This window comes from Bradyrhizobium algeriense, assembly GCF_036924595.1.
Lineage (GTDB): Bacteria > Pseudomonadota > Alphaproteobacteria > Rhizobiales > Xanthobacteraceae > Bradyrhizobium > Bradyrhizobium algeriense.
In genome coordinates, this window is record NZ_JAZHRV010000001.1 from 2,197,745 (window position 1) to 2,221,008 (window position 23,264).

Genomic DNA, 23,264 nt, shown 5'->3' on the forward strand with positions numbered 1-23,264 from the left:
TTCCTCCCTGAAATTTTTGAGATGCGTTGCAGTCAAGATTTCTTCGGCCAGAACGGAGCAGCTAATGCGAGGTCGGACGGATAGACGGTGACGGGCACGCCGGATTGCCATTGCACGATGACAACACCGGCGCCGACACGGCGGCCCTTTTCGTCGAACTTGAGCTGGCCGCCGGGGTAGTGTTTCGACGGCCCGCCATCCATGGTGCGGAACGCCTGCGCAACGGAAAGTCGGTCGGCCTTGCCGGCTTGCTCCAGGGCGGCCTTCATCAGCCACATGTCGCCATAGGTCGAGATGACATTCTGCGTCATCCAGGGCTCCTTGTACTTCGCCTTCAACTCGGCGATCAGCGCCTCATGGCCCTTTGAGCCCCAGTTGGCGACAACCGTCATGATGCCTTGCACGGCGTCGGTGCTGACGCTTTGCAGCATGTCCGGCTCCGCAATCGTGATCGAGAAGGACACGGTTGGAATCTTGCCCTGGCCAAGCCCGAACTCGTTGATTTTTTCGAGGCCGAGTTTGGCGTCCGAGATGGCGTTGGGCATGAACAGCAGCAGGTCCGGTCGGGCTGACCTGACCTTCTGGATCAGCGGCGTGGCGTCGGAAAGCGGCGGTGTCCACACTTCCTCCACGACCAATTGCAGGCCTTCCTGCGCAAAGATCTTCTCCTTGAGCGCCTTGGCGGTCGCAACCGACGTCGCCGTGTTGTCCATCAGCATCGCCACTGTCTTCGGGCGCTTGCCGGAGGCAGCCTCAGCAAGCTTCATCAGTTCAGGCAAGCCGAGTTCCGATTGCCGGCTCGCAGGCGCCGCCGTCTGGAAGATGAATTTGAAGCCGCGCTCGGTCAGCAGATCCGAATAGGACAGCGTCAGCATCGGCAGTTCGGCGCGCTCGGTGACTTCAGTCACAGCCAGCGTGAAGGAGCTCAGATAGGAGCCGGTCGCCGCAACCAGATCGGCCTCCTGTGCGACCATGCGCTGCGCCGCGTTCTTGGCCTTTTCCGTGGTGTCGCCGCAATCGATTACGACAAGCTTCATCTTCGCGCCGCCGAGCGATTTGATGCCGCCTTGCGCGTTGATGTGCTCGATGCCCATCTCGGCGCCCATGCGCATCACCTGGCCCGGACGGGTATAGATACCCGACAACGGCACGATCAGGCCTACCTTGACCTCCGCCGGCTGCTGCGCGCGAGCTACCGTCGACAGGCCGATCGCAGCCGCACCGGAAAGCACGGTTCGTCGCGTCAGCGACGTCTGCGAGACCTTGTCGGATCGGTTGTCCTGGCCCATTTTCGTCCTCCCAATGGTGTCGTTTGTTGGTTACATGCCGAGGTAGGCCTTGCGGATACGGTCGTCCGCCCGCAAGGTTTGGTTGTTGCCTTCGAGTGCGACGCGGCCGGCTTCGAGCACGTAGCCGTGGTCGGCGGATTCGAGGGCCTCCGCCACGCGCTGTTCGACCAGCAGGATCGTCAGGTTCGATTGCCGGCGGATTTCGATCAGCCGTTCGAAGATGAAATCGGCGATCGTGGGCGCGAGGCCCATCGAGGGTTCATCCAGCATCAGGAGCTTGGGCGAGCCTGCGAGCCCGCGGCCGATCGCGAGCATCTGCTGCTGTCCGCCCGACAGCGTGCCCGCGAACTGGCCGCGGCGCTCGGCCAGGATCGGCAGCCATTCGAAGATGCGCTCGATGTTGTGTTTCCAGTCGCGCTGGCCGGCCTCGGTCATCGCGCCCATTTCGAGGTTTTCCATCACCGTGAGCGAAGGAAACACCTGGCGGCCTTCCGGTACGTGGGCGATGCCGAGATGCGCGCGTTGCGCCGGCCGGATCGACAGCAGGTCGTGATGCCTGAATGTGATCGTTCCCGCGCTTGGGCGCACGATGCCGGAAATCGTCTTGAACAGCGTGGTCTTGCCGGCGCCGTTCGGTCCGACGATCGCAACGAACTGGCCTTCCTCGACCTTGATCGAGACGCCGTTCAAAACGGGAATCGCGGAATATCCGGCGGTCAGCCCTTCAATGCGGAGCATGGGCCACCCATTTTTTGCCGAGATAGGCCTCGATAACGCGGCTGTCGCGGGTGACAGCTTCTGGTTCGCCCTCGACGATCACGGCGCCGTGGTCGAGCACCAGGAAACTGTCAACCAGGCGAACCATCGCCTGCATCGTGTGTTCGATGATCGCGATCGTCATGCCGTCGCGGGCAAGCCGCTGGATTACCGCGACGACCTCATCAGCCTCGTCGTGTCCGAGGCCCGCGAGCGTCTCGTCGAGCAGCAGGATGCGCGGCTGTCCGGCCAGCGCGCGGGCGAGTTCCATCAGCCGCAATTCCTTGGTCGTGAGTTCGCCGGCGATGCGCTCGGCGATCTCGGACAGTCCGACGCGGGCAATTGCATCGGCCGCCAGCTTCCTTGCCTCGACATCGGTCTTGGCGCGCACATAGGCTCCGACCACGACATTGTCCGAAATCGACATGCGCAGGAACGGGCGCATGATCTGGAAGGTGCGGCCGATGCCTGCCTCGCAGAGCTCATGCGGCTTGCGGCCGGACATCTCCCGCCCGTCGAGGAGAATTTCGCCCGTACCTGGCCGAAGGAATCCGTTCAGCAGGTTGAACAGCGTGGTCTTGCCGGCCCCGTTGGGACCGATGATCCCGAGGATCTCATTTCGCCGCAGCTTGAAGCTGACATCCTGCACGGCCTTCAATCCGCCGAACGAGCGCGACAGGTTGCGAACTTCCAGGACGACGTCGCCTGTTCCGACGGATCGTTTGGCACGCGCTGGTGCCGGTGCGGCGGGGATGGCAACCGCAACCGGGACATCCGGCGCGCTCGACGTTGCCGCAGCCGGTGGTGCCGACCGCTTGCGCAGGAAGTCTCGCACTTTCCAGAACAGGCCCTCAGGCGCGAGAAGAATGACGCATATGATCGCGAGGCCATAGATCACCCCCTGAATTCCGGGAAAGCGCGAGCCCGCTTCGGCATTGAGCGTTTCGGCCAGCGGTATCAGGATCACCGATCCGATCACCGGACCCCAGACCGTTCCGACGCCGCCGAACATGGCGACCGTCAACGCCTGTGCCGACACCAGCATGCCGAACACGGATTGCGGGGTCACCACCAGCAGCACGACTGCATAAAACCCGCCAACCGCTCCGGCGATGGCGCCGCTGAGCGTGACGGCACGGAGCTTCCAGGCCAGCGTGTTGATCCCCGCGGCTTCCGCGGCGGCTTCATTCTGTTTGATCGCGAGCAACGCCATGCCGAAGCGCGATCGTTCGATGGCACGCGTCAGCAGGATCGTGGCCAGCATCATCGCCAGCGCCAGAAGCGTGTAGAGACGGTGATCGGCGAATTGCATATAGGCGATCGGATTATCGCGCTTGATCGGCAGCGTGACTTCCTGAAGGCCGAGCCATTCGAACACGTAGAGAATGGCGAGCGGGTAGGCGAGCATCGCCAGCGCGAAGTAGTGCCCCTGCAGGCGGAAGGTCGGAAAGCCGATCAGCAGTCCGGCGATGCCGCCGAGGATGGCCGCGATCGGGATCATGATCCACGGCGATAGATCGAAATGGATCTGGCCGAGCACGACGGCATAGGCCCCGACGCCGAAGAAGGCGGCATGACCGAACGAGATCAACCCGGTGTATCCGCTAAGCAGGTTCCACGACAAGCCGAAGATCGCCCAAACCGGAACCAGCGTCATCACCAACTGGTAATAGGAATTGGTCACGCTTAGCGACACCGTGGCATAGAGCGCGGTGAAGACGATGATAGGGAGCAGCGAACGCCATCCGCGCATGATCATGTCCTTTCGACCATGCGCCCGAAGAAACCTTGCGGACGGAAGAAGATGATCAGGAGGAACACGACGAAGATCGCGGCGTTCTGCAATTGCGTCGGCAGGATCAGCGTCGACATCTGCTGGACCAGCCCGATCGTCATGCCGCCCCAGAAGGCGCCGATGATGCTGCCCATGCCGCCAAGCACGACGCCGGCATACATGACGATGACATATTCGACACCAACAAAGGGGTGAAAGGGGTAGTTGGTGGCGAGCAGGCCGCCGGCAATCGCGGTAATGCCGGTGCCGAGTGCGAAGGCAATGCGGTGCGCACGGTCGACGTCGATGCCCATATAGGTCGCCGCGGTAGGATTGTCGGCCGCGGCACGCAGCGATTTTCCGATCCGCGACCGCGTGATCATCAGCGTCAGCAGCAGCATCGTCACCAGCGAGACGACCGCGTCGATCCCGCGCGCCTTGTTGATGAAGACACTGACGTCATAAAACAGCGGTCCGAGCTCCCACGCCGAACTCGACAGCGGCGTCCGGATCGAGGCCAATACCGAGCCGAACACGAGCAGACCACCATTTTGCAGGATCAGTGCGATCCCCAGCGTAAGAATGAGCTGGGCGTAGTGACCCTCGCCCTCGAGTGAAGAGGTGCGCGTGCCGGATACCCGTGAGATCAGGGTGAGGTGGACGAAGTAACCGAAGACGGCCAGCACCGGGCCCGCAAGCACGATCGCGACGAACGGACCGAAGGTGTTGCCGAAAGTGGCCTGAACGCCGAGCGCGGTGAAGAAATAGAACGCCGCATACATGCCGAGCATCATGAAATCGCCTTGCGCGAAGTTGATCACCCGCATGACGCCGAAGATCAGCCCGAGCCCGACGCACATCAGGCCGTAGACCGCGCCGATCAAAAGCCCGGCGGACAACGCCTGCAGGAAGCCTTCCAGTGCCTGGGTCACCGGCAACCTCGCACAGGAACGGAACATCCGTGTTTCGCACCGGCTATTATCGGTATGGCCGTATCGGCGGTCTCCGGTTTGAACATGATGCCCCCCATTTTCTGTTTGTCGTTATCGATCATGACGCTGGCCGCAGCCGTTGTTCGGTCGGCTCAAGCCGGCACCGGGCGGCGATGACGCGGCTGTCCGGAAGTGATGCGCAATTGTCGATCAACTCTTCCAGATGCCGCGCCTGCTTGTCGCCGATAACGGCGGCGGCAGCACCCCGAAAGCGGGTGCGGATTTCTTCGGGCGTCGCGGCAATCACGTTGTCGAGACGCTGATGGACGGTGTTTCCGTTGCGGAGGCCAACCCGGATCTCGGCGCCTTGGTTGGCCGGGAACGCGGCGGTGAGACCGGGCTCGCTTTGCAGCTCGGTTCGTTCGACGAGGCGGAGGATCCTGATATCGTCAATATCAGCGTAATTGTCCTCTTCGAGCGCACCGCGCGCCAGCACGGCTGCGACGCTGAAGGGAATGCTCATCTTGGCCTGTAGCGCGTTGTGAAATGGCCCCTTGGAGTCGCAGCCGGGGTAGCGGGCCGCCGCCTCGGGGACTCTGATCGCAACGGTCGCGATGTCTTCGGATGTTCCGAGTTCGCGCGCGACACGTAACGCTGTCTGCGCTGCGGTCTGTGCGAAATTGCAGGCGGGAGCGGGCTTGTTGTAGACGGCCATGATCTCGGGCTGGGAGCCGGCAAACAATCGGATCCCGGCGGGGGCAGGCTGGCGGCGGAAGGCGGCGAACAGTCCGGCTTCGCCCTCAAGGATGGTTTCGGAGGTGCACGCGCCGGCCTCGGCCAGTTCGACCGCGGCAATCGCGTTGCGCGCCGCAAAGCCTGGGTGGAAATACATTTCGGAGCCGCCGGCGCGCGGCCATTCGTTCAGGCCGGACGACGTGTTTGCGGCAATGGCAATTGCGCTGGTTGCGACGTCTTCGGTCAGGCCGAGAGCATAGCTGCCCGCAAGGGCTGCCCCGAGCGGCGCAACAAGCCCGGTCGGCCGGTAGAGGCGCGCGAGGTCGGCGGCAAACAGTGCGCGACCGATCTGTGCGCCGGTCTCATAGCCGATGATCGCGGCGCCAACGAACGTTGCGCCGGACAGCGGCGTTCGTTCCGACAAAGCGAGCAGGGTCGGCCAGATCACCACGCCATGGTGACAGATGCTGGCTGCGTGCATGTCTTCGCGCACCAGGCCGTGGCCCATGGTGGCGTTGGCGAAGGCCGCGTCGCCCGGCGAGGCGAGGGTGCGGGTGCCGATGACGGTTGCGCCGTTTCCGACCTCGCGCGCGATGCCGATGGCCTGGCGACTCCATGGATGGTTTCTCGCCTCGAAGGCACAGGAAAGAAAATCCAGCAGGCAGATTTTCGCCTTGGCGATGACATCAGCGTCAAAACGGCCGAGGTCGACGGCAAGCGCGGTGCGTGCCAACGCCCGCGCCAACGACACCTTGCTTGATCCGGTCGATCCGATTGTCATGGCAATCGTCCTCGCGCGCCGTTGACCCGGGTCTAGCCGCGCATTTCCACGCCGGCCCATTCCTCCAGCACTTTCGCGATCGAGGTGAAATCGGAAGACGCGCCATATTTGGCGTTGGTGATGGCGAGCATCTGCCGGACCACCGAGCCGCAGACCATCGGCACGCCCATGGCCTCGGCTTCATCGACGCAGAGCCGCACGTCCTTGTAGGAGAGGCCGGTGGTAAAGCCGAAATCGAAGGTGCCGGGAAGCACGGCGCGAGGGAATTTGTCTTCCGAAGCGCTGTTGCGCCCGCTGCTGGCGTTGATGATGTCGATCAGCACCTTGGCGTTGACGCCGCCCTTGACGCCCATCGCGACCGCCTCGGAGGTGATCACAAGCGCTGCCGCCGCCATCAGGTTGTTCGCGAGCTTTGCGGTCTGCGCCGTGCCCGGCTTGTCGCCGGTGTAAAACAGCTTTCCGAAGTGCTTCAGGATCGGCTCAACCCTGTCATAGGTCGCTTTCGGGCAGGACACCATCACTGCAAGCGTGCCGTTCACCGCGCCTTTGATGCCGCCGCTGACCGGCGCATCGACCAGCGTCAGGTTGCGCGCTTCAAATCCCTTCGCGATCAATTTGGCGGCGCCGGGCCCGGTGGTGGACAAGTCGATCAGGACGGTCGCGCGGTTTCCGGCGACGATTCCATCGGGCCCCAGCGCAACGGCCTTGACGATGTCGGGGGTCGGCAGGCTGGCCAGCACGATGTCTGCGCTGGACGCGACTTCGGCGGGCGATTTCGCCAGCCGTGCGCCGCGCGCAACCAGCGGCTTGGTCGCTTCAGCCTGTGCATCGTAAATGCACAGCGAATAGCCGGCGTCGAGCAGGCGCCCGGCCATCGGTCCGCCCATTCGGCCCGTTCCGACAAAGCCGATTGTTTCTGCTGCCATGATTCGCTCCCTGTCGCGCCGCTGGCGCTTTCTTGTTCTTGCCGCGGCAGGGTTTCCCTGGCCGCGTTTGACCAAACTCACAGATTGTCAGTTAATCTGTCAAGCATAAGAATTCTGTCGACAGGGCTCAATGCGCCGGAATAGGATTGGAAAAAACAAGCTCCGGGGAATTCGCTCAGTGCGGCAAGATGAAGCGCAAGGCGTCGGCACAATTTTCGCCGATTTCGTTGCCGGTACAACGTGGACGGATGTCGCGAGGCAGAATCACGAAGCGAAGCGTTCGATTCTGAACTTCTTTGCGACGGCCCTCGGTTCGGCTCATGACCCTGCGGTCGGCGTTGCCTTGCGCGTGCTGTCGCCGTTCAGCGGCGCCGCAACTTCGGCGATCATCGGCCGCTCCGAGAGGCTCGATGCGATGGGCGCGGCGTTCGTCAACGCGATTTCGGCCAATCTGCTCGATTTCGACGATACCCATCTGGACACGATCATTCATCCGGCAGCGCCCGTTGCTGCACCGGTCCTGGCATTGGCGCAGGCGCGCGGGCTTTCGGGGCGGGACGTTCTGATCGCGTTCATTCTCGGCGTGGAGGTCGAATGCCGCGTCGGCAATGCGGTATCTCCCGGACACTATGCGCGCGGCTGGCACATCACCTCGACCTGCGGCGTGTTCGGCGCGGCGGCCGCTTGCGCCAAATTGCTCGGCCTCCCGGCAGTCCAGATTTCCAATGCGATTGGAATTGCGGCAAGCCAATCGGCCGGCATCGTCGAAAATCTTCCGAGCGCCGCCAAGAATGTCAGTGTCGGCAATGCGGCGCGCAACGGCCTGTTTGCGGCATTGCTCGCGGCTGAAGGCTATTCCGCATCGCCACGGGCCATCGAAGGGCCGCTCGGCTGGGCCCGTGCCATGGGCGACGAACCTGATCTTGAGCGTTTGACGGACAGTCTCGGCAAGACCTGGGAGATCGCGAAGAACACCTACAAGCCCTATCCTGCGGGCATCGTGTTTCATGCCGTGATCGACGCCTGCTTCAAATTGCGGGAAAAGCTGGATCGGCGCATCGACGATATCGCCTTCATCACGGTGCGGGGTTCGGCGCTTTTGCTGGCGCGCGGCGACCGGCCGGTTTGCAACGAACGCGATGCGCGGGTCAGCATTCATCATTGTGCCGCCTGTGCATTGCTGCTGGGCGCGGCCGGCATCACCGAATTCTCGGACGCGATCGTATTTCGGCCGGAGATCGCGGCCTTGCGGCAGAAAGTGAAGGCGGAGCTTGACGCTTCGCTTCCGGACGGCGCCGCGCGCGTCGCTATCCAAATGGCGTCGGGGGAGATGCTTAGTGAGGTCGTGATGGAAGCGAAAGGCAGTCTTGCCGATCCGCTGTCGGACCGTGATATCGAAGCGAAAATGCGCGATTGTGCGCGGCTGGGGCAAAGCGATTGGGATATCGATCGCATCATCGACGATGTTTGGCGTCTCGACACGCTTGCTGACGTCTCAAGCCTGATGAGGGCACACGGCTGAGCCGCACCTGAAAAGCAATACTCAAACAATGGAAGGAACCAATGATGAGCGAGTTGTTCGAAAAAGGCCTGCAGGTCCGCAAGGAAGTACTCGGCGAAGAGTACGTCAACAAATCCATCGCCGGCGCCGACGAATTCACCCGGACGATGGCGGAGTGGTCGACCGAGTTTTGCTGGGGCGCGTTGTGGACCCGGCCGGGACTCGACCGTCGCACCCGCAGCATCGTCAATCTGGCGATGCTCGGGGCGCTGAATCGGCCTCACGAGCTGAAGCTGCACGTCAAGGGAGCACTGAAGAACGGCCTCACCAAGGAGGAGATCAAGGAGATACTGCTTCAGGTCGCGGTGTATTGCGGCATCCCGTCGGGAATCGATGCCTTCCGGAATGCGCGCGAGGCGTTCAACGAAGTCGACGCAAAGTGATGAATCGCCGCTCTATGAGGAGATAGCATGGCCGAGCAGGAGTACGAACTCTTTGCTATCCGCTATGCCACTCGCGAGGCGCGGCGGAGCGAGCATTTCATCGGCGGCGATCCGCACGACGGACCGATGCCGATGGACTATTTCATGTGGCTGGCAAGGGGAGGGGGCCGCACCTTTATCATCGATACCGGATTCAACGCGGAAGTATCGAAGAAGCGAAAGCGGACGTTCCTGCGTTGTCCGGTGGAGACGCTCAGTGCGTTCGGCATCGGTGCGAACGAGGTCGAGGATGTCATCCTCACGCATCTGCATTACGACCATGCGGGCAATTTCGACCGATTCCCGAACGCGCGATTCCACCTCCAGGAACGCGAACTGGCGTATGCCACGGGGCGCTTTATGCGATATCCGAGGTTGTCGCATTCGTTCGAGGTCGAGGACGTCTGCGGGATTGTACGGTTGAACTATGCGCGGCGCGTCTTGTTCTATGAAGGCGACGCCGAGCTCGCTCCCGGCCTTACGATACATGCGGCCGGCGGCCATTCCGCCGGGCTTCAGTTCGTTCGCGTCAGGACACGCCGGGGATTTGTCGTCGTTGCCTCCGATGTCAGTCATTTTTACGAGAATATGGCCAGTGAGCGTCCGTTTACGACCGCCCTCCATATCGGCGAAATGCTGGAGGGATTTGATCGGTTGCGGGCGCTTGCGCCGGATGAGAGCCATATCGTTCCGGGGCATGATCCGCTCGTCATGAAGCTTTATCCAGCTCCAAGCCCGCAACTGGAGGGCATCGCCGTGCGCCTTGATGTGCCGCCATCTGGCACCGCGCCCGTTCGCGCCGATTATCTGGCGGGGCATTAGCCAATGTCGATGAGCTACTATAGCGTTTTCGAGCGAAGTGGGTACCGGTTCGCGTGAAGAAAATGCGTCAAACAAGAATCTAGAGCTTCAATCAGAACCGATAATGCTCTAACGGAAGCGAACGCGTTCCAACGGCAGATACATTCGCCGCGCTTATTTCTCCGCCGCTTCTCTTAGAATCGGCATCAACCGGGCAGATTCGCTTTTTATCAGGTTCGCGAGTGCCTTTGGTCCACGGCGGTCAGGCTCCACGATATCGGCGCCGAGATCAGCCAACCGTTTTTGCACTGAATCTTCGCTGAGGCCTTTGTTCAGGGCTTCCGCAAGTCTATCAATAACTGACTGCGGCGTGCCACTTGGTACGAACACCGCGTAAAAAGGAGCGCAGTCGAACTCGGGAAGGCCCTGTTCATAGGAAGTTGGTACATCCGGCAACATCGGGCTGCGTTTCCTGGCGGCGATTGCCAGCGCCTTGACGGTGCCAGCCCGCACCTGGCTCAATGTGCCGAGCACCGGATCGCATTCATAGTCGATCTGACCGCCGAGCATCGCATTCAACACCGGGGCTGTGCCGGTAAACGGAACCATTGTCGGCTTGATGCCGATGGCCGCGTTGAGGAGGAGACAGCCGATGTAGGATACTGAGCCAAGTCCGGCGTGCCCAACATTGAGCTGGCTCGCGTTGGATTTGGCATAGGCGACGAATTCGTTGAGATTATTGGCGGGGAAGTCTTTGCGGACGACAAGCAGCTCGGGATATTCGGCGGTCAGTCCAATCGGCTCGAAATCCTTCTGCGGATCGTAGCCCAGATTCGGATAGAACGCCGGCGCCAGCGCATTGGTGCCCAAGTGGCCGGACAGGATCGTGTATCCGTCGGCCGGCGCGCGAGCGGCGCGAAGTGCGCCAATGGTGCCACCGGCACCTCCGACATTCTCCACCACGAATTTCTGGCCGAGATGACGGTTGAAAATGTCGGCGGCGATCCTGCCTGTGATATCGGCCGGCCCGCCGGCTGCGAACGGAACGATAATCGTGACCGTTCTCGCGGGATAATCCTGGGCCTGTGCGCCATTCATTCCGGCCGCCATGAGAAGAACAGCCGCCGCCATAAAATGCCTTGCCATTTATCGCCTCCCTGAAATTTTTATTGCTGTGAGCATATGCCGGTCTCGCCGGCAGGCAAATTGAATTGACGTCGTTGCCGCCCGCACGAATGAGCCTGACAGGACCGATCTCGGCAGACAGCGCCCTGCGCGTGGAGTGACACGAACTGAGCCAGGACCCTCGACACACCGTTGAACTTCAGCTGAACTGGACATACTCGAGCAAGCAGGTAGGCAGCGGGCTGCTCCGCGTGGCCATATGAAAGACTTCGTGACCCTGGGCATCCTTGCCGTGCGCGACCGGTACGGAACTTGCCGCGAAGTCCGGCGACCAGGCGATGGTGAATCTATCCGGTCGCGCGGGGTAGGCTGCCGTTTGCCGCGATCTCCGCTGACATTTGCTCAATTGTTTTGCGCTGCTCCATGGCGGCTCGCCGGATTAGTGCAAAGGCGGCGGGTTCAGCGATGGAGTGCGAATGCATCACTTGAAGGACGGCAGCGAGCACGACCCGACGCGAGCGAAGGCGCTCTTCCAGCTTGACGACATGCTGCTTCAACTCGTTGGTGCGCTCGGTCCGCTCGAACGCCATGACCAGCGCCGCATAAATGCCCGCGGAGCGCAGCGGTTTGACGAGAAACGATGCCGGATCGAGCTCCAGCACAAGCTTCAGCCGGCTCGGAGTTTCCGTGCCCAGCAGGGCGATGACAGGGCATCGTCCAGGCAAAGCCCGCTGCGCGGGCGAGGTGAGCGGCAGGAATTCATCGTCGATCAGCGCCACGTCCGGATGGCATTCGAGGGCGCCGCCCGGCTCCCAACCCGGCTCCCATGTGAAGATGTCGATTCCCAGGCGTTCGAACTGCCGCCTGACGATCGACAAGTCACGCTCATCCTTGACGGCGACGAGAGCCCTGCGTCCGCGGAGGGAAAATGAGGACGGCTTGCTCATTTGACAATCCGCAAGTGGGGCGCACTCGGCGACGATCCATTCCTTGACGTATCGCGCGCAGGCTCAGCGGCGACGTCGAGTTGCGTCAAATAGGGATCCGGTTTGACGGGGGCATCGGCTTCCCAGAAGAGGTCGAACTGTCCTTGCGCGTTGGAGACGGCCAGGCGTGGCGTAAGAACGCAATGGTTGTTGTCGCCATCGATCCAGACCGGCCCTTGCGGTGAATTATAGCGATAGCCAGCCGCCGCACGCCGCACTTCACCAATACTGGAGGTGCCTGCCCGACGGAGCGCACGCGCCAGCAGATAGACCGCGACATAGGCGGATTGCCCGTCGACGGAGGGGCTGCTCGCTTCACCGTAACGCGCCTTCCAGCGTTGGACGAAAGCGCGGTTCTCGGGCAGCTGGATGCTCTCGAAATAGGCCGACGAGGTGATGCATCCGGCAGATACCGGTCCAACGATCTTGAGTTCCGGTTCGCATAGGCTGCAGCTCAGCATTGGAATGTCGAGACCGGCCGCCGTGGTGGCGGCCTGAAAAGCGCGGATGAAATCGTAGCTCGAACTGCCGACGAGTGTATTGAAGACGACCGGAGGCTTGCGGCGGATGATTTCATCGACGATGTGCTCGACCGCGCATTCGCCCAGTTCGAGCAGCCGTTCAGCAAGAATGCTTCCCTGTGCCGCCGTCACCAGTTCGCGCGTGACGCGGTTGGTTTCCCATGTCCAGACATAGTTGGATCCGACGCAGAAAACGTGCCGCGATATGTTGTCGAGCATGTAGCGCACAAGCGGCAGGACGTTATGGTTGGGTGACGCGCCGACATAGATGACGTTGTCGGAGCATTCGAAACCCTCGTAACGGGCAGGGTACCAGAGCAGGCGATCGGTACGCTCGACGATTGGCAGCACCTGCTTGCGCGATGCGGACGTATAGCAGCCGATAATATGCTCGACGCCCGTATTGCGAATAAGGTCGTCACAGACCGTGTGGTATTCTGAAATGACTCCGTGCGGATCGCGGACATGCGCCGTGAGCGAGAAATCGAAATCGGGGTGACTGTTGATCTCGTCGACCGCCATCAAGGCGCTCTTGAGTATCTCTCGCCCCATGGCCTGATAGGGCCCGGACTGCGAACATATGATGCCAACTGGAATCGACGGCTTCGTCATTGATGGCTTTCGGCTGGGCGACGCCTTGAGGCGTCATCATCGCCGATGCTGGTGCGACAAGTCTTGCTCATTTGCTGCGCATGAGGCCTGCGAAATTTGTGCATCCTCGCTCGTTGACAACGTGCAGTACACGAACTTAGACTTTTGTCCCACAGGGCTTCCTGTCGAACCTTGCTTGCTTCGATCGGGCCGATGACGTCCCGATCCCTGCTTTCGGTGCTCCGTTCGATTCAGGGTCCATGCGATAGATCATAGCCGCGGCATCAGAGCCATTCGTCACCTCATTCGGGAGGGGCGGGTGGCTTTTTTCTTTTGCCGCAAAAGTAGTTGGCGATGCATGCGTGCCGCCAAGCCGGGGACGCATGCGCGGTGATCGAGCCGTGAGTGCGCTTGAGAAGCGACGAGCGTGGGGGCGTATGGCAATGCCGGCGACAGATCTTTGTTACCTCGGGTTGGTTGAGGTTGGGCGACAGATACAGGCGAAGAAGCTCTCGCCCGTCGAAGTGACGAAGGCGATGCTCGAACGGATCGAGCGGCTCGATGCCCGGCTCAAGAGTTACGCCTGTGTCATGGCGGATTCCGCGCTTGCGGAAGCGGCCGTTGCCGAAAAGGAAATCGCTTCTGGAAAGACCAGGGGGCCGCTGCACGGCGTGCCGGTGGCGATCAAGGATCTTTGCTGGGCCAAGGGCGCACCGGCCGCGCACGGCATGACCATCCATCGCGACTTCCGCCCGAGCGAGGATGCCACGGTCGTCGCACGCCTGAAGGATGCTGGCGCGATCATCCTCGGCAAGTTGCAGCAGACCGAAGGCGCCTACGCCGATCACCACCCGAAAATCGACCCGCCGAAGAATCCCTGGAATGCCGACTTGTGGCCGGGCGCGTCGTCGAGCGGCTCTGGTTCGGCGACTGCGGCCGGCCTCTGCTTCGGATCTCTTGGAACCGACACCGGCGGATCGATCAGGTTTCCTTCGGCGGCCAACGGCATCACGGGGCTGAAGCCGACCTGGGGACGGGTCAGCCGCTACGGCGCGTTCGAACTCGCGGCAACGCTGGATCATATCGGACCGATGGCGCGCAATGCAGTCGATTGCGGCGCAATGCTCGGTGCGATTGCAGGCCAGGATGCCAAGGATACCACCTCTGTGCCCTTGCCGGTGCCGGACTATCTTGCGGGTCTGCCCGGCAATCTGCGGGGAGTGACCATCGGCGTTGATCGGCGTTGGACCAGCGAAGGTACTGATGAAGCCGCAAGCAAAGTCTTCAGCGATGGTTTGCGGGTCGCGGCGGAACTTGGCGCGAAGATCAGCGAGATCACTTTCCCGGACCCCAAGGCGGTTATCGATGACTGGTTTCCGCTTTGTGGCGTCGAGGCGGCGGTCGCGCACGAGGCGACCTATCCCTCGCGCAAGGACGAGTATGGCCCCGGGCTTGCGGGATTGCTCGATCTTGGCCTTGCGCAGTCCGGCACCGATTACCAGAAGGTCGTGCTGCGGCGCGAAGCGTTTCGCGGCGCGGTGCGCCTTCTGTTTGAGTCGGTCGATCTTATCGCGGTGCCGGCCCAGGCCTTCGCCGCGCCCACGCTCGCCAAGATGGCTGCGCTCGGCGAAGACGCGTCGCTCATAGCCGGATTGTTGCGCTTTACCTGCCCGTTCGACATGACCGGAAGCCCGACCATTACGCTTCCGGCCGGCTTCGCTCCGAACGGCGGCCCCATCGCCTTCCAGTTTGTCGGCCGCCACTTCGACGAGGCGGGTCTCGTCCGTGCGGGCGACGCGTTCCAGCGCGTCACCGACTGGCACACGCGTCATCCCGCTCTCTGATCCGAGGAGCCGTCCGCATGGCAGAAGATTGGTTGAAAAGTTCCATCATGGCGAAGCGAGCCGTCGCCAACGGCGTGGTTGGCGCCCGCCATAGTTTGACGATCGAGCAGCAGGGAAGCTTTCATTACGTCTACGGGCCCTACGCGAAACCGACCTTGTCGATCGATCCCGGGGGCATCGTGGTCGTCGAAACCGAAGACGCTTTCGGGGGCGCGCTCACGAGCGAGAGCGACAGCCCCACGGCGAAGCTGAACTTTCCATACTTGAATCCGCAATGCGGTCCGATTGCGGTCAAGGGCGCCAGGAAGGGCGATTGCCTCGCGGTCTATATCCACGACGTCGAGACGCGCGGCGAACAGCCGGCCGGAACGACCTGCATTATCCCGGAATTCGGCGGGCTCGTCGGGACCCGCTCCACGGCGATGCTAAATCCGCCTCTGCCCGAACGTGTCCGGAAGCTACATGTCGACAGGAACGGCGTGCGATGGAACGACAAGATCACGCTGCCCTACGAGCCGTTCATCGGCACGATCGGTGTGTCGCCCGAGATCGAGGCGATCTCTTCCCTGCAGCCGGACTATCACGGCGGCAACATGGACCTCCCGGATGTCGCACCCGGGGCCATCATCTATTTGCCGGTGCACACCGAAGGCGGGCTTCTCTACGTCGGTGACTGCCATGCAACGCAGGGTGACGGCGAACTCTCCGGTGTCGCGCTTGAACAGCGTGCGACGGTCACGCTTCAGGTCGATCTGATCAAGAACTGGAGTTTTGCCTGGCCGCGTCTGGAGACTCGCGACTTTATCATGACGATCGGCAGCGCCCGCCCGCTCGAGGATGCGGCGCGCATCGCCTATCGCGAACTCACGCGATGGATGAGCGCCGACTACGGCTTTGACGAGATCGACGCCTACATGCTGCTCAGCCAGGCCGGACGAATGCGGCTCGGCAATATGGTCGACCCGAAATACACGATGGGTGCGTCGATCCTGAAAAATTATCTTAAGGCGTGAACTGCACCAGCTTTCAACGAAGGGACATTTAAGTGAAATCGGGACATCTGCTCAGAACAGCGTTTCTTGGCGCCGCAATCGGGACGGCGGCGCTTGGCGTCGCTCAGGCGGCCGAACCTCCGTTGAAGATCGGCCTGCTGGAAGACGTCTCCGGCGATCTCGCGTTCATGGGTATGCCGAAACTCCACGGCTCGCAGCTTGCCGTCGAGGAGATCAACAAGAAGGGCGGCATTCTCGGACGGCAGATCGAGCTCATCCATCTCGATCCGCAGGGCGATAACGCCCGCTATCAGGAGTTTGCGCGACGCCTGCTCAGCCGCGACAAGGTCGATGTGCTGATCGGAGGCATAACCTCTGCCTCGCGCGAAGCCATCCGGCCGATCATCGACCGAACGACCACGCCGTATTTCTATACAAACCAGTATGAAGGCGGCGTGTGCGATGCCAGCATGATCAGCATGGGGGCGGTACCCGAGCAGCAGTTCTCGACGCTGATCCCGTGGATGGTCGGCAAGTTCGGCAAGAAAGTCTACGTCATCGCCGCCGACTATAATTTCGGTCAGATCTCGGCGGAGTGGAACCGGAAGATCATGAAGGACCTCGGTGGCGAGGTCGTCGGAGAGGAATTCATCCCGCTCGGCGTTTCACAGTTCGCGCAGACGATCCAGAATATCCAGAAGGCGAAGCCGGACTGGATCTTGACGATCAATGTCGGCGCCGCCCAGGACTCGTTCTTCGAGCAGGCCGCCGCCGCCAAGCTCAACCTGCCGATGGGCTCGTCGATCAAGGTCATGCTCGGCTTCGAGCACAAGCGATTCAAGCCGCCGGCGCTCAACAACATGCATGCCACCGCGAACTGGTTCGAGGAGATCGATACGCCTGAAGCCAGCGATTTCAAGAAGCGCTGGCGTGCGAAGTTCGCCGACGAACTCTACATCAACGACATGGGCTACAATGCCTACAACGCCCTCTATATGTACAAGACGCTGGTCGAGAAGGCGAAGTCGATCAAGCTCGACGACATGCGCAAGGTGATCGCGACAGGTGAGGCCTGCATCGATGCGCCCGAAGGCCAGGTCTGTATTGACCCGAAGAGCCAGCACACATCCCACCGCATGCGTTTGATCTCCGTTGGTCCCCAACATGAAGTGAAGGTCGAGAAGGACTACGGAACGATCAAGCCGTATTGGCTTGGTGAGATCGGCTGTGATCTCACCAAGAAGAATGACAAGGATCAGTACACGCCGAGTCATCTTCCCAAGAAGTCGTGACACGCGCTGATGGGCATGAATCTTGCTCGTGCAATCGTGCTCAATCGCGTCATGACGTTGAATTGCACGGGCGCCGCGACGATGCGGCGCCGTGAAGAGAGAACCGGAGACCAGGATGTCGGCTGAACTATTCTCGGTATTTTACCAGTTCGCCGACGTCTTTGCGTTTCTGATCCTTTCGGCGGCGGGCCTTGCCATCGTGTTCGGCATGATGGGCGTCATCAACATGGCGCACGGCGAATTCATCATGTGCGGCGCCTATGTGACAGTCGGACTGGTGAAACTCGGCGTGCCGCTTGCGATTGCCCAGGCGCTCGCCGCGGTGACAGCCGGATTGATCGGCGTAGCCGTCGAGTACCTCGTGGTACGGCGCTTCTACAAAAGGCCGCTGGATTCGCTGCTCGCGACCTGGGGCCTCAGCCTGATCGTTACGCAATCGATGCTGCTGATTGTCGGATCGTCGATCACGGGCATCGGCACGCCGGAAGGCAGCTTCGCAATCGGCGGCTACACGTTCTCGACGTATCGCCTGGTGCTGTTCGCTTGTGCGGTTGCCGTTCTGATCGGTCTCTATGTGACCTTCATGAAGACGCGCTTCGGCATGATGGCGCGCGCAACCATGCAGAACGCCGCGATGGCGAGGGCGTTGGGTGCGCGCACGGGACGCATCTATGCGATCAGTTTCGGCATCGGCGCCGGGCTCGCGGGCCTTTGTGGCGCGCTTTACGCGCCGACGATGACGTTGATCCCGACAATGGGGGCGACATTTGTGGTGGAGAGCTTCGTCACTGTCGTCGTCGGCGGTGCAAATGTTCTGCTCGGGACTGCGCCGGCGGCGGTGTTTCTCGCGATAATCAGAATGGCCTTGAATGCAAGCTATGGGCAAATCATCGGCCAGATCGGCATGCTGTTTGCTGTCATCCTTATCATTCGCGTCCTGCCTGAAGGCATTTCCAGTGTGTTGGTCCGCCGTGGACGCTGAACGGGAGAGTTGATGTTCAAGCTGCTTGATGGTTCGCAGACCTTAGGACGGGGACGGACTTTCTGGTCCTGCTTCCTCGTCGTACTGGCAGCCGCGTTGATCTATCCGGTCTTTGCGGACTCCTATGATGTCGGCAATTTCTCGTATTTCCTGATCTGGATTTTCATGGCGCTCGGTCTCTGTCTGATGTGGGGATATGGCGGCATGCTGTCGTTCGGCCAGACGCTCTTCTTCGGCATCTCCGGTTATGCCTATGGCGTGCTGGCCATCAATATGGGAGGTGGGTCGGCGACGATCGCCGCGCTCGTCCTGTCGATAGTCATTGCGATGATCGCAGCGGGGATCCTCGGCTACTTCATGATCTGGGGCGGTATCAACGGCATCTTCTTCGGTATCGTGACCCTGTCGGCGACGCTGGTGCTGGCGTTCTTCCTTGGACAGACGGCCGGGCCGGAATGGCACATCGGCCCCGCACGGCTGAACGGCTATAACGGCATGAAGGGCATGGACCCGCTCGCCATCGGCGATTTCTACATCGAGGGTTCTGCGCTATACTACTTCATGGTGGCGCTGATCGTGATCGTTTACCTTGCGCTGCGCATGCTGGTGAATTCGCGCATCGGCAACGTGATCGTTGCGACGCGAGAGAACCCGCAGCGCGCTGAAATGCTCGGCTACGACGTCCGTAAATATCAATTGCTTACCTTCACCATCGGAAGCGGGCTCGCGGGCCTTAGCGGCGCCCTTTACACGTCCTGGGGTCAATTCATCACCCCGTCCAGTATCGGGTTGCCGGCGGCGGCCATGCCGATCGTGTGGGTCGCATTCTCCGGCCGAAGCGATCTGACAGCGACGCTGGTCGGCTCGTTCCTGCTGTTGTTCGGCTTCCAGACCATCACGGTCTATAGCCAGCAGGCGGCGCTGGTGCTGATGGGAGCCCTTCTGCTTGCCACCGTGATGCTGGCGCCGCAGGGCTTTGTCCTCGGTGTCGGCAAGCTTGTTGCTGATCGATGGACTGGGCGCCGGCGACGCGGCGCGAGCCAAGCTCTGGCGGACGCCAGCCGCCTGCAACCGGATGAGACGTGACCATGGCGCTTGTCGATGTGCAGGGTGTGACAAAGCGCTTCGGTGGATTGACCGCCGTTTCCGATGTCGATCTGACTGTGAATGCCGGCGAGGTGCACTGCCTGATCGGCCCCAATGGGGCGGGGAAGAGCACGCTGTTCAAGCTGATCGTTGGTCTTTATCCACCGACCAAAGGCACGATCCTGTTCGATTCCATCGATATTACCGAGGAGCGGCCCTTTGCGCGGGTGCAGCGCGGCATGAGCATCAAGATGCAGGCGCCGAGTGTCTTCAAGGAGCTGCCGGTTCGGCAAAATATTCAAATCGCGCTCCAGGCGCGGTTTTCAGGCGTTCAACGCGACGTCGAGGAACAACGGCTGCTCGCGCTTCTCAATCTGGCGCCGGATAGCGGCAAGCTTGCCGGCGCCCTCTCGCACGGCCAGCAGCAATGGCTCGAGATCGGAATGGCGCTGGCATTGCGACCGCAGCTTCTGCTGCTGGACGAGCCGACGGCCGGCATGTCGCCGGAGGAAACGTTCAGGACCGGTGAGCTCATCAAGTCGTTCAATGCCGAGGGCATGACAGTTCTCGTCGTCGAGCACGATATGACGTTTGTACGGCAGATCGCCCAACGTGTCACGGTGCTGCATCTCGGCAAGATCTTTGCGCGCGGCAGCCTCGAAACCATCATTCGGGACGAGAAAGTCGCCGAAATCTATCTTGGTAAGACGCATGACCACTGATCGGATTCTTGAGGTGTCGGGGCTCTGGGCAGGCTACGGCGCGACCCCAATCCTCCAGGGCGTGAGCATGTCAATCTCCCGGGGCGAGATCGTCGGCGTGATCGGCCGTAACGGCGTGGGCAAGTCCACGCTGATGCGATGCCTCATCGGCCTTCTCGATACGTGGCGGGGGACGATCACGTTCATGGACCGGGATGTGACGCCGCTGCAGGCGGATGCACGGGCACGTGCCGGCTTCGGCTATATCCCGCAGGGGCGAGATGTCTTTCCGCAGATGAGTGTCGAGGAGAATCTGCAGGTCGGTGAACTGATCGGCGGACCCAGGGGGAAGAAGCTGCCGGAGCTGGTCTATGAGTATTTTCCGCGATTGAAGGAACGCCGGCGGCAGGTTGCGGGCACTATGTCGGGGGGCGAGCAACAGCAGCTGGCCATCGGACGGGCGCTCATAGGCAATCCGTCATTGATGATCCTGGACGAGCCGTCGGAGGGCATTCAGCCGTCCATCGTGCAGCATATTTGCGAAGCGTTGAAATCGTTCCGGGACGAACTTGGGACGACGGTCGTCTTCGTCGAGCAGAATCTCGACACGATCCTGGCGATCGCCGAGCGATGCTACATCATGGAAAAGGGAACGATCACGCGATCGCTGGCCGGCGATGGCGTCAATGCGCAGAGCGTGCGCGAGCAGCTCCTCTTGTGAAGCTGACGACCTCCCGCGAACTGCTCTTGTTTGCGAGGGGGGATATTTGAAGAGAAATAATCAGAGAGGGAGTCGAACATGGATTTGGGACTCAAGGGTGCCAGGGTTCTCGTCACGGGCAGCACCAAGGGCATCGGCAGGGCGATCGCCGAAACGTTCGCCGCCGAAGGCGCCAATGTCGGGATTTGCTCGCGCAATCGGGCCGACGTGGATAGCGCCGTCGCGGCGCTCAAGGCACAAGGCATTGCGGCCCATGGTGGGGCAGTCGACGTTTCGAACGGAGCGGCCCTCAAGGACTGGGTAAGCGATATGGCATCGAAGCTCGGCGGCGTCGATGTCGTCGTCGCCAATGTCAGCGCACTGTCCATCGGGCAGGACGAGGAGAGCTGGGAGAAGGAGTTCTCTACCGACATGATGGGGACGGTACGCCTGGTGAATGCCGCGATGCCGTACCTGGAGAAAAGCAGCGCCGGTTCGATCGTGACGATCTCCAGCGTGTCGGGACGCGAGGTCGATTTCGCAAGCGGTCCCTACGGCACGTTCAAGGCCGCGATCATCCATTATACGCAAGGCCTTGCTTACCAATTGGCCAGCAAGGGGATACGGGCCAATTCCGTGTCACCGGGCAACACCTACTTCGAGGGTGGAGTCTGGAACATGATCAAGGACAACAACCCCGAACTGTACAACACCGCGCTGGCGCTGAATCCGACCGGCCGTATGGGCACGCCGCAGGAGATGGCGAATGGCGTCGTGTTTCTTGCGAGCCGGGCCGCCAGCTTCATCACGGGAACGAACCTTGTTGTGGACGGTGCCTTGACACGTGGTGTCCAGTTCTAGGCGTGACGGCGGCGAGTCCCGCGTGGGCGTGAGACAATTCTGAAAATCGATGCGGGATGGCAAGGGAGCGCCGCGGTGAAGCGATGCCGCTCTCGTCGTCGACTGCGTCGAAGCAATCCCGATGAGGTGTCAATATGTCTGCCGATGAGCTGCACTACAAATCCATCACTGAACTCTCCGAACTGTATCGTCGCAAGGAGGCATTGCCCTCAGAGGTCACTCAAGCGATCCTGAACCGTATCGCTAAACTCGATGGAGGCTTGCACGGATATGCTGTTGTCCTGGCGGAGCGAGCCATGGCGCAGGCGAAGAAGCACGACAGCGAGATCATCAAGGGCATTTGGCGCGGCCCCCTTCATGGCGTTCCGATCGGGCTGAAGGACCTGTGCTACACGACATTTGCACCGACCGCGGGCGGCACGAAGATTCATGCGAAGTTCGTACCGTCGTTCAATGCTACGATCGTTGACCGGCTCGAGCGCGCCGGTGCGGTAACGCTCGGAAAGCTCAAGATGACGGAAGGCGCCTATACGAGCCATCATCCGGATGATCAGGCCCCGCTCAATCCCTGGAATGCGAATTACTGGGTTGGCTCCTCATCGAGCGGATCTGGTGTCGCGACCTCGGCCGGGCTCTGCTACGGATCGATCGGGAGTGACACCGGCGGTTCGATCAGGTTTCCATCGGCTACCTGCGGGCTGACCGGAATCAAGCCGACATGGGGCCGGGTCAGCCGGTACGGCGTTTTCCCGTTGGCGGACTCGCTTGATCATGTCGGACCGATGTGCCGAAGCGCCGCGGACGCCGCGGCGATGCTGGGCGTTATCGCAGGCGCGGATCCAAACGACCCAACGGCTTTGCTGGCTCCCGTTCCGAATTATCCGGCTCGGATTGGCGATGGCGTACGCGGTCTCAGGATTGGCGTGGATCGCAAATACATTCAGGAAGGAATAGACGCGCAGGTCGTGGCAGCCCTGTTGGAAGCGGAGCGCACTCTGGCTGATCTCGGCGCAGAAATCCGTGAAGTCAAATTTCCCTCCTACGAGAAGCTCGTCAGTCAGTGGATTCCGATGTGCTCGGTGGAGACGGCCGAAGCTCACCTGGAGACGTATCCGTCGCGCAAGTCAGAGTACGGTCCGGACCTTGCGCAGTTGATCGAGCAAGGCAGTTCGGTAAGCGGTGTCGAGATCGCGGCCATTCATCACGAGCGGCTGAAATTCTCCGGCAGCCTGGCGGCATTGTTCGAGGACATCGACCTGTTACTCGTCCCCACGATGCCGATGCCGATTCCGACGCTTGCCAAAATGAGTGAATATGGCGCCGATCCTGGCGTGCTGTTGAGTATTTTGCGGTTCACAGCCGTATTCGACTTCAGTGGGAGCCCCACGATTACGCTGCCAATGGGGATGGCTTCAGATCAGATGCCGCTGAGCATGCAACTGGTCGGTCCTCATCTTTCCGAGGAGGTGCTTGCACGCGCCGCGCATGCCTTCCAGTCGATGACGGACTGGCATACGCAGCGGCCTCCCATCCGATAACGGGTTGGCTGATGCGGGTGGCCTGGAAGCCGACATCGGACTGGGAATCCTAAGGGTAGGGTGCCTTC

Annotated in this window: 21 protein-coding genes; 12 read left to right on the forward strand and 9 right to left on the reverse strand. The window is 61.3% G+C overall.

All coding sequences use genetic code 11. From position 1 onward, the window contains the following. Nucleotides 1-32: 32 nt before the first annotated feature. The 6 genes from V1286_RS10635 to V1286_RS10660 form a co-directional block, all read right to left on the reverse strand. Entirely contained in the window at nucleotides 33-1,289 is a 1,257-nt protein-coding gene (locus V1286_RS10635; RefSeq protein ID WP_334479432.1) for an ABC transporter substrate-binding protein, read from the reverse strand. 30 nt (nucleotides 1,290-1,319) lie between these two features. Further along, on the reverse strand, nucleotides 1,320-2,027 hold the full coding sequence (locus V1286_RS10640; protein WP_108517981.1) for an ABC transporter ATP-binding protein: 708 nt from the start codon (nucleotides 2,025-2,027) through the stop codon (nucleotides 1,320-1,322). Next, nucleotides 2,014-3,804, reverse strand: coding sequence for a branched-chain amino acid ABC transporter ATP-binding protein/permease (locus V1286_RS10645; protein WP_417021124.1), 1,791 nt, complete (start codon nucleotides 3,802-3,804; stop codon nucleotides 2,014-2,016). Before V1286_RS10645 ends, V1286_RS10640 begins: the two co-directional genes overlap by 14 nt. Then, entirely contained in the window at nucleotides 3,801-4,739 is a 939-nt protein-coding gene (locus V1286_RS10650) for a branched-chain amino acid ABC transporter permease (RefSeq protein WP_108518395.1), read from the reverse strand. The genes V1286_RS10645 and V1286_RS10650 overlap by 4 nt, the downstream gene beginning before the upstream one ends. 130 nt (nucleotides 4,740-4,869) lie before the next feature. Then, the gene (locus V1286_RS10655) at nucleotides 4,870-6,267 is read right to left on the reverse strand and encodes an MmgE/PrpD family protein (protein ID WP_334479436.1); all 1,398 of its coding nucleotides are present in this window, start codon (nucleotides 6,265-6,267) and stop codon (nucleotides 4,870-4,872) included. Between the two features lie 32 nt (nucleotides 6,268-6,299). After that, nucleotides 6,300-7,274 (reverse strand): NAD(P)-dependent oxidoreductase, encoded by a 975-nt coding sequence (locus tag V1286_RS10660; RefSeq protein ID WP_334479437.1) that lies wholly within the window; start codon nucleotides 7,272-7,274, stop codon nucleotides 6,300-6,302. Between the two features lie 97 nt (nucleotides 7,275-7,371). On the opposite strand from V1286_RS10660, the gene V1286_RS10665 reads away from it, so the two are divergent. The 3 genes from V1286_RS10665 to V1286_RS10675 are packed head-to-tail and all read left to right on the forward strand — an operon-like array spanning nucleotide 7,372 to nucleotide 9,998. Beyond that, nucleotides 7,372-8,715 carry an MmgE/PrpD family protein gene (locus tag V1286_RS10665; RefSeq protein WP_334479439.1) on the forward strand — a complete coding sequence of 448 codons (1,344 nt, stop codon included), beginning with the start codon at nucleotides 7,372-7,374 and terminating at the stop codon, nucleotides 8,713-8,715. Between the two features lie 44 nt (nucleotides 8,716-8,759). Further along, a complete protein-coding gene (locus V1286_RS10670) occupies nucleotides 8,760-9,137 on the forward strand; it encodes a carboxymuconolactone decarboxylase family protein (protein WP_210205915.1) in 378 nt (125 codons plus the stop codon). A 27-nt stretch (nucleotides 9,138-9,164) separates the two neighbouring features. Beyond that, the gene (locus V1286_RS10675) at nucleotides 9,165-9,998 is read left to right on the forward strand and encodes an N-acyl homoserine lactonase family protein (RefSeq protein ID WP_334479443.1); all 834 of its coding nucleotides are present in this window, start codon (nucleotides 9,165-9,167) and stop codon (nucleotides 9,996-9,998) included. Between the two features lie 153 nt (nucleotides 9,999-10,151). On the opposite strand, the gene V1286_RS10680 is transcribed toward V1286_RS10675, so the two are convergent. The 3 genes from V1286_RS10680 to V1286_RS10690 form a co-directional block, all read right to left on the reverse strand. Then, complete coding sequence (locus tag V1286_RS10680; RefSeq protein ID WP_334479445.1) at nucleotides 10,152-11,123, reverse strand: tripartite tricarboxylate transporter substrate-binding protein; 972 nt, start codon at nucleotides 11,121-11,123, stop codon at nucleotides 10,152-10,154. 326 nt (nucleotides 11,124-11,449) lie between these two features. Further along, a complete protein-coding gene (locus V1286_RS10685) occupies nucleotides 11,450-12,049 on the reverse strand; it encodes an ANTAR domain-containing response regulator (RefSeq protein WP_334479446.1) in 600 nt (199 codons plus the stop codon). Further along, the gene (locus V1286_RS10690) at nucleotides 12,046-13,221 is read right to left on the reverse strand and encodes a transporter substrate-binding domain-containing protein (RefSeq protein ID WP_334479448.1); all 1,176 of its coding nucleotides are present in this window, start codon (nucleotides 13,219-13,221) and stop codon (nucleotides 12,046-12,048) included. Before V1286_RS10690 ends, V1286_RS10685 begins: the two co-directional genes overlap by 4 nt. A 422-nt stretch (nucleotides 13,222-13,643) precedes the next feature. Here V1286_RS10690 and V1286_RS10695 point away from each other — a divergent pair, with 422 nt between their 5' ends. The 9 genes from V1286_RS10695 to V1286_RS10735 all read left to right on the forward strand — a co-directional run bounded on the left by V1286_RS10695 (nucleotide 13,644) and on the right by V1286_RS10735 (nucleotide 23,196). Beyond that, the gene (locus V1286_RS10695; protein WP_334479450.1) at nucleotides 13,644-15,044 is read left to right on the forward strand and encodes an amidase; all 1,401 of its coding nucleotides are present in this window, start codon (nucleotides 13,644-13,646) and stop codon (nucleotides 15,042-15,044) included. A 17-nt stretch (nucleotides 15,045-15,061) separates the two neighbouring features. Continuing rightward, nucleotides 15,062-16,057 carry an acetamidase/formamidase family protein gene (locus tag V1286_RS10700; RefSeq protein ID WP_334479451.1) on the forward strand — a complete coding sequence of 332 codons (996 nt, stop codon included), beginning with the start codon at nucleotides 15,062-15,064 and terminating at the stop codon, nucleotides 16,055-16,057. 32 nt (nucleotides 16,058-16,089) lie between these two features. Beyond that, nucleotides 16,090-17,328 carry an urea ABC transporter substrate-binding protein gene (locus tag V1286_RS10705; protein ID WP_417021125.1) on the forward strand — a complete coding sequence of 413 codons (1,239 nt, stop codon included), beginning with the start codon at nucleotides 16,090-16,092 and terminating at the stop codon, nucleotides 17,326-17,328. A gap of 115 nt (nucleotides 17,329-17,443) precedes the next feature. Further along, a complete protein-coding gene (locus V1286_RS10710; protein ID WP_334479453.1) occupies nucleotides 17,444-18,310 on the forward strand; it encodes an ABC transporter permease subunit in 867 nt (288 codons plus the stop codon). A gap of 12 nt (nucleotides 18,311-18,322) precedes the next feature. Next, entirely contained in the window at nucleotides 18,323-19,396 is a 1,074-nt protein-coding gene (locus tag V1286_RS10715; protein ID WP_334479455.1) for a branched-chain amino acid ABC transporter permease, read from the forward strand. 2 nt (nucleotides 19,397-19,398) lie between these two features. Next, nucleotides 19,399-20,118 (forward strand): ABC transporter ATP-binding protein, encoded by a 720-nt coding sequence (locus V1286_RS10720; protein WP_334479457.1) that lies wholly within the window; start codon nucleotides 19,399-19,401, stop codon nucleotides 20,116-20,118. Further along, a complete protein-coding gene (locus tag V1286_RS10725) occupies nucleotides 20,108-20,818 on the forward strand; it encodes an ABC transporter ATP-binding protein (protein ID WP_334479458.1) in 711 nt (236 codons plus the stop codon). The genes V1286_RS10720 and V1286_RS10725 overlap by 11 nt, the downstream gene beginning before the upstream one ends. Nucleotides 20,819-20,896: 78 nt before the next feature. Then, nucleotides 20,897-21,658, forward strand: a complete 762-nt coding sequence (locus V1286_RS10730) for an SDR family NAD(P)-dependent oxidoreductase (protein ID WP_334479459.1) — start codon at nucleotides 20,897-20,899, stop codon at nucleotides 21,656-21,658. 134 nt (nucleotides 21,659-21,792) lie between these two features. Then, entirely contained in the window at nucleotides 21,793-23,196 is a 1,404-nt protein-coding gene (locus tag V1286_RS10735) for an amidase (RefSeq protein WP_334479460.1), read from the forward strand. Nucleotides 23,197-23,264: the final 68 nt, after the last annotated feature.

Coding starts and splice junctions, on each gene's coding strand:
- V1286_RS10685 (WP_334479446.1), bottom strand. CDS start 12,049: ATGAGCAAGCCGTCCTCATTTTCCCTCCGCGGACGCAGGGCTCTCGTC.
- V1286_RS10725 (WP_334479458.1), top strand. CDS start 20,108: ATGACCACTGATCGGATTCTTGAGGTGTCGGGGCTCTGGGCAGGCTAC.
- V1286_RS10680 (WP_334479445.1), bottom strand. CDS start 11,123: ATGGCAAGGCATTTTATGGCGGCGGCTGTTCTTCTCATGGCGGCCGGA.
- V1286_RS10645 (WP_417021124.1), bottom strand. CDS start 3,804: ATGATCATGCGCGGATGGCGTTCGCTGCTCCCTATCATCGTCTTCACC.
- V1286_RS10690 (WP_334479448.1), bottom strand. CDS start 13,221: ATGACGAAGCCGTCGATTCCAGTTGGCATCATATGTTCGCAGTCCGGG.
- V1286_RS10635 (WP_334479432.1), bottom strand. CDS start 1,289: ATGGGCCAGGACAACCGATCCGACAAGGTCTCGCAGACGTCGCTGACG.
- V1286_RS10710 (WP_334479453.1), top strand. CDS start 17,444: ATGTCGGCTGAACTATTCTCGGTATTTTACCAGTTCGCCGACGTCTTT.
- V1286_RS10700 (WP_334479451.1), top strand. CDS start 15,062: ATGGCAGAAGATTGGTTGAAAAGTTCCATCATGGCGAAGCGAGCCGTC.
- V1286_RS10655 (WP_334479436.1), bottom strand. CDS start 6,267: ATGACAATCGGATCGACCGGATCAAGCAAGGTGTCGTTGGCGCGGGCG.
- V1286_RS10720 (WP_334479457.1), top strand. CDS start 19,399: ATGGCGCTTGTCGATGTGCAGGGTGTGACAAAGCGCTTCGGTGGATTG.
- V1286_RS10715 (WP_334479455.1), top strand. CDS start 18,323: ATGTTCAAGCTGCTTGATGGTTCGCAGACCTTAGGACGGGGACGGACT.
- V1286_RS10735 (WP_334479460.1), top strand. CDS start 21,793: ATGTCTGCCGATGAGCTGCACTACAAATCCATCACTGAACTCTCCGAA.
- V1286_RS10675 (WP_334479443.1), top strand. CDS start 9,165: ATGGCCGAGCAGGAGTACGAACTCTTTGCTATCCGCTATGCCACTCGC.
- V1286_RS10730 (WP_334479459.1), top strand. CDS start 20,897: ATGGATTTGGGACTCAAGGGTGCCAGGGTTCTCGTCACGGGCAGCACC.
- V1286_RS10670 (WP_210205915.1), top strand. CDS start 8,760: ATGAGCGAGTTGTTCGAAAAAGGCCTGCAGGTCCGCAAGGAAGTACTC.
- V1286_RS10640 (WP_108517981.1), bottom strand. CDS start 2,027: ATGCTCCGCATTGAAGGGCTGACCGCCGGATATTCCGCGATTCCCGTT.
- V1286_RS10695 (WP_334479450.1), top strand. CDS start 13,644: ATGCCGGCGACAGATCTTTGTTACCTCGGGTTGGTTGAGGTTGGGCGA.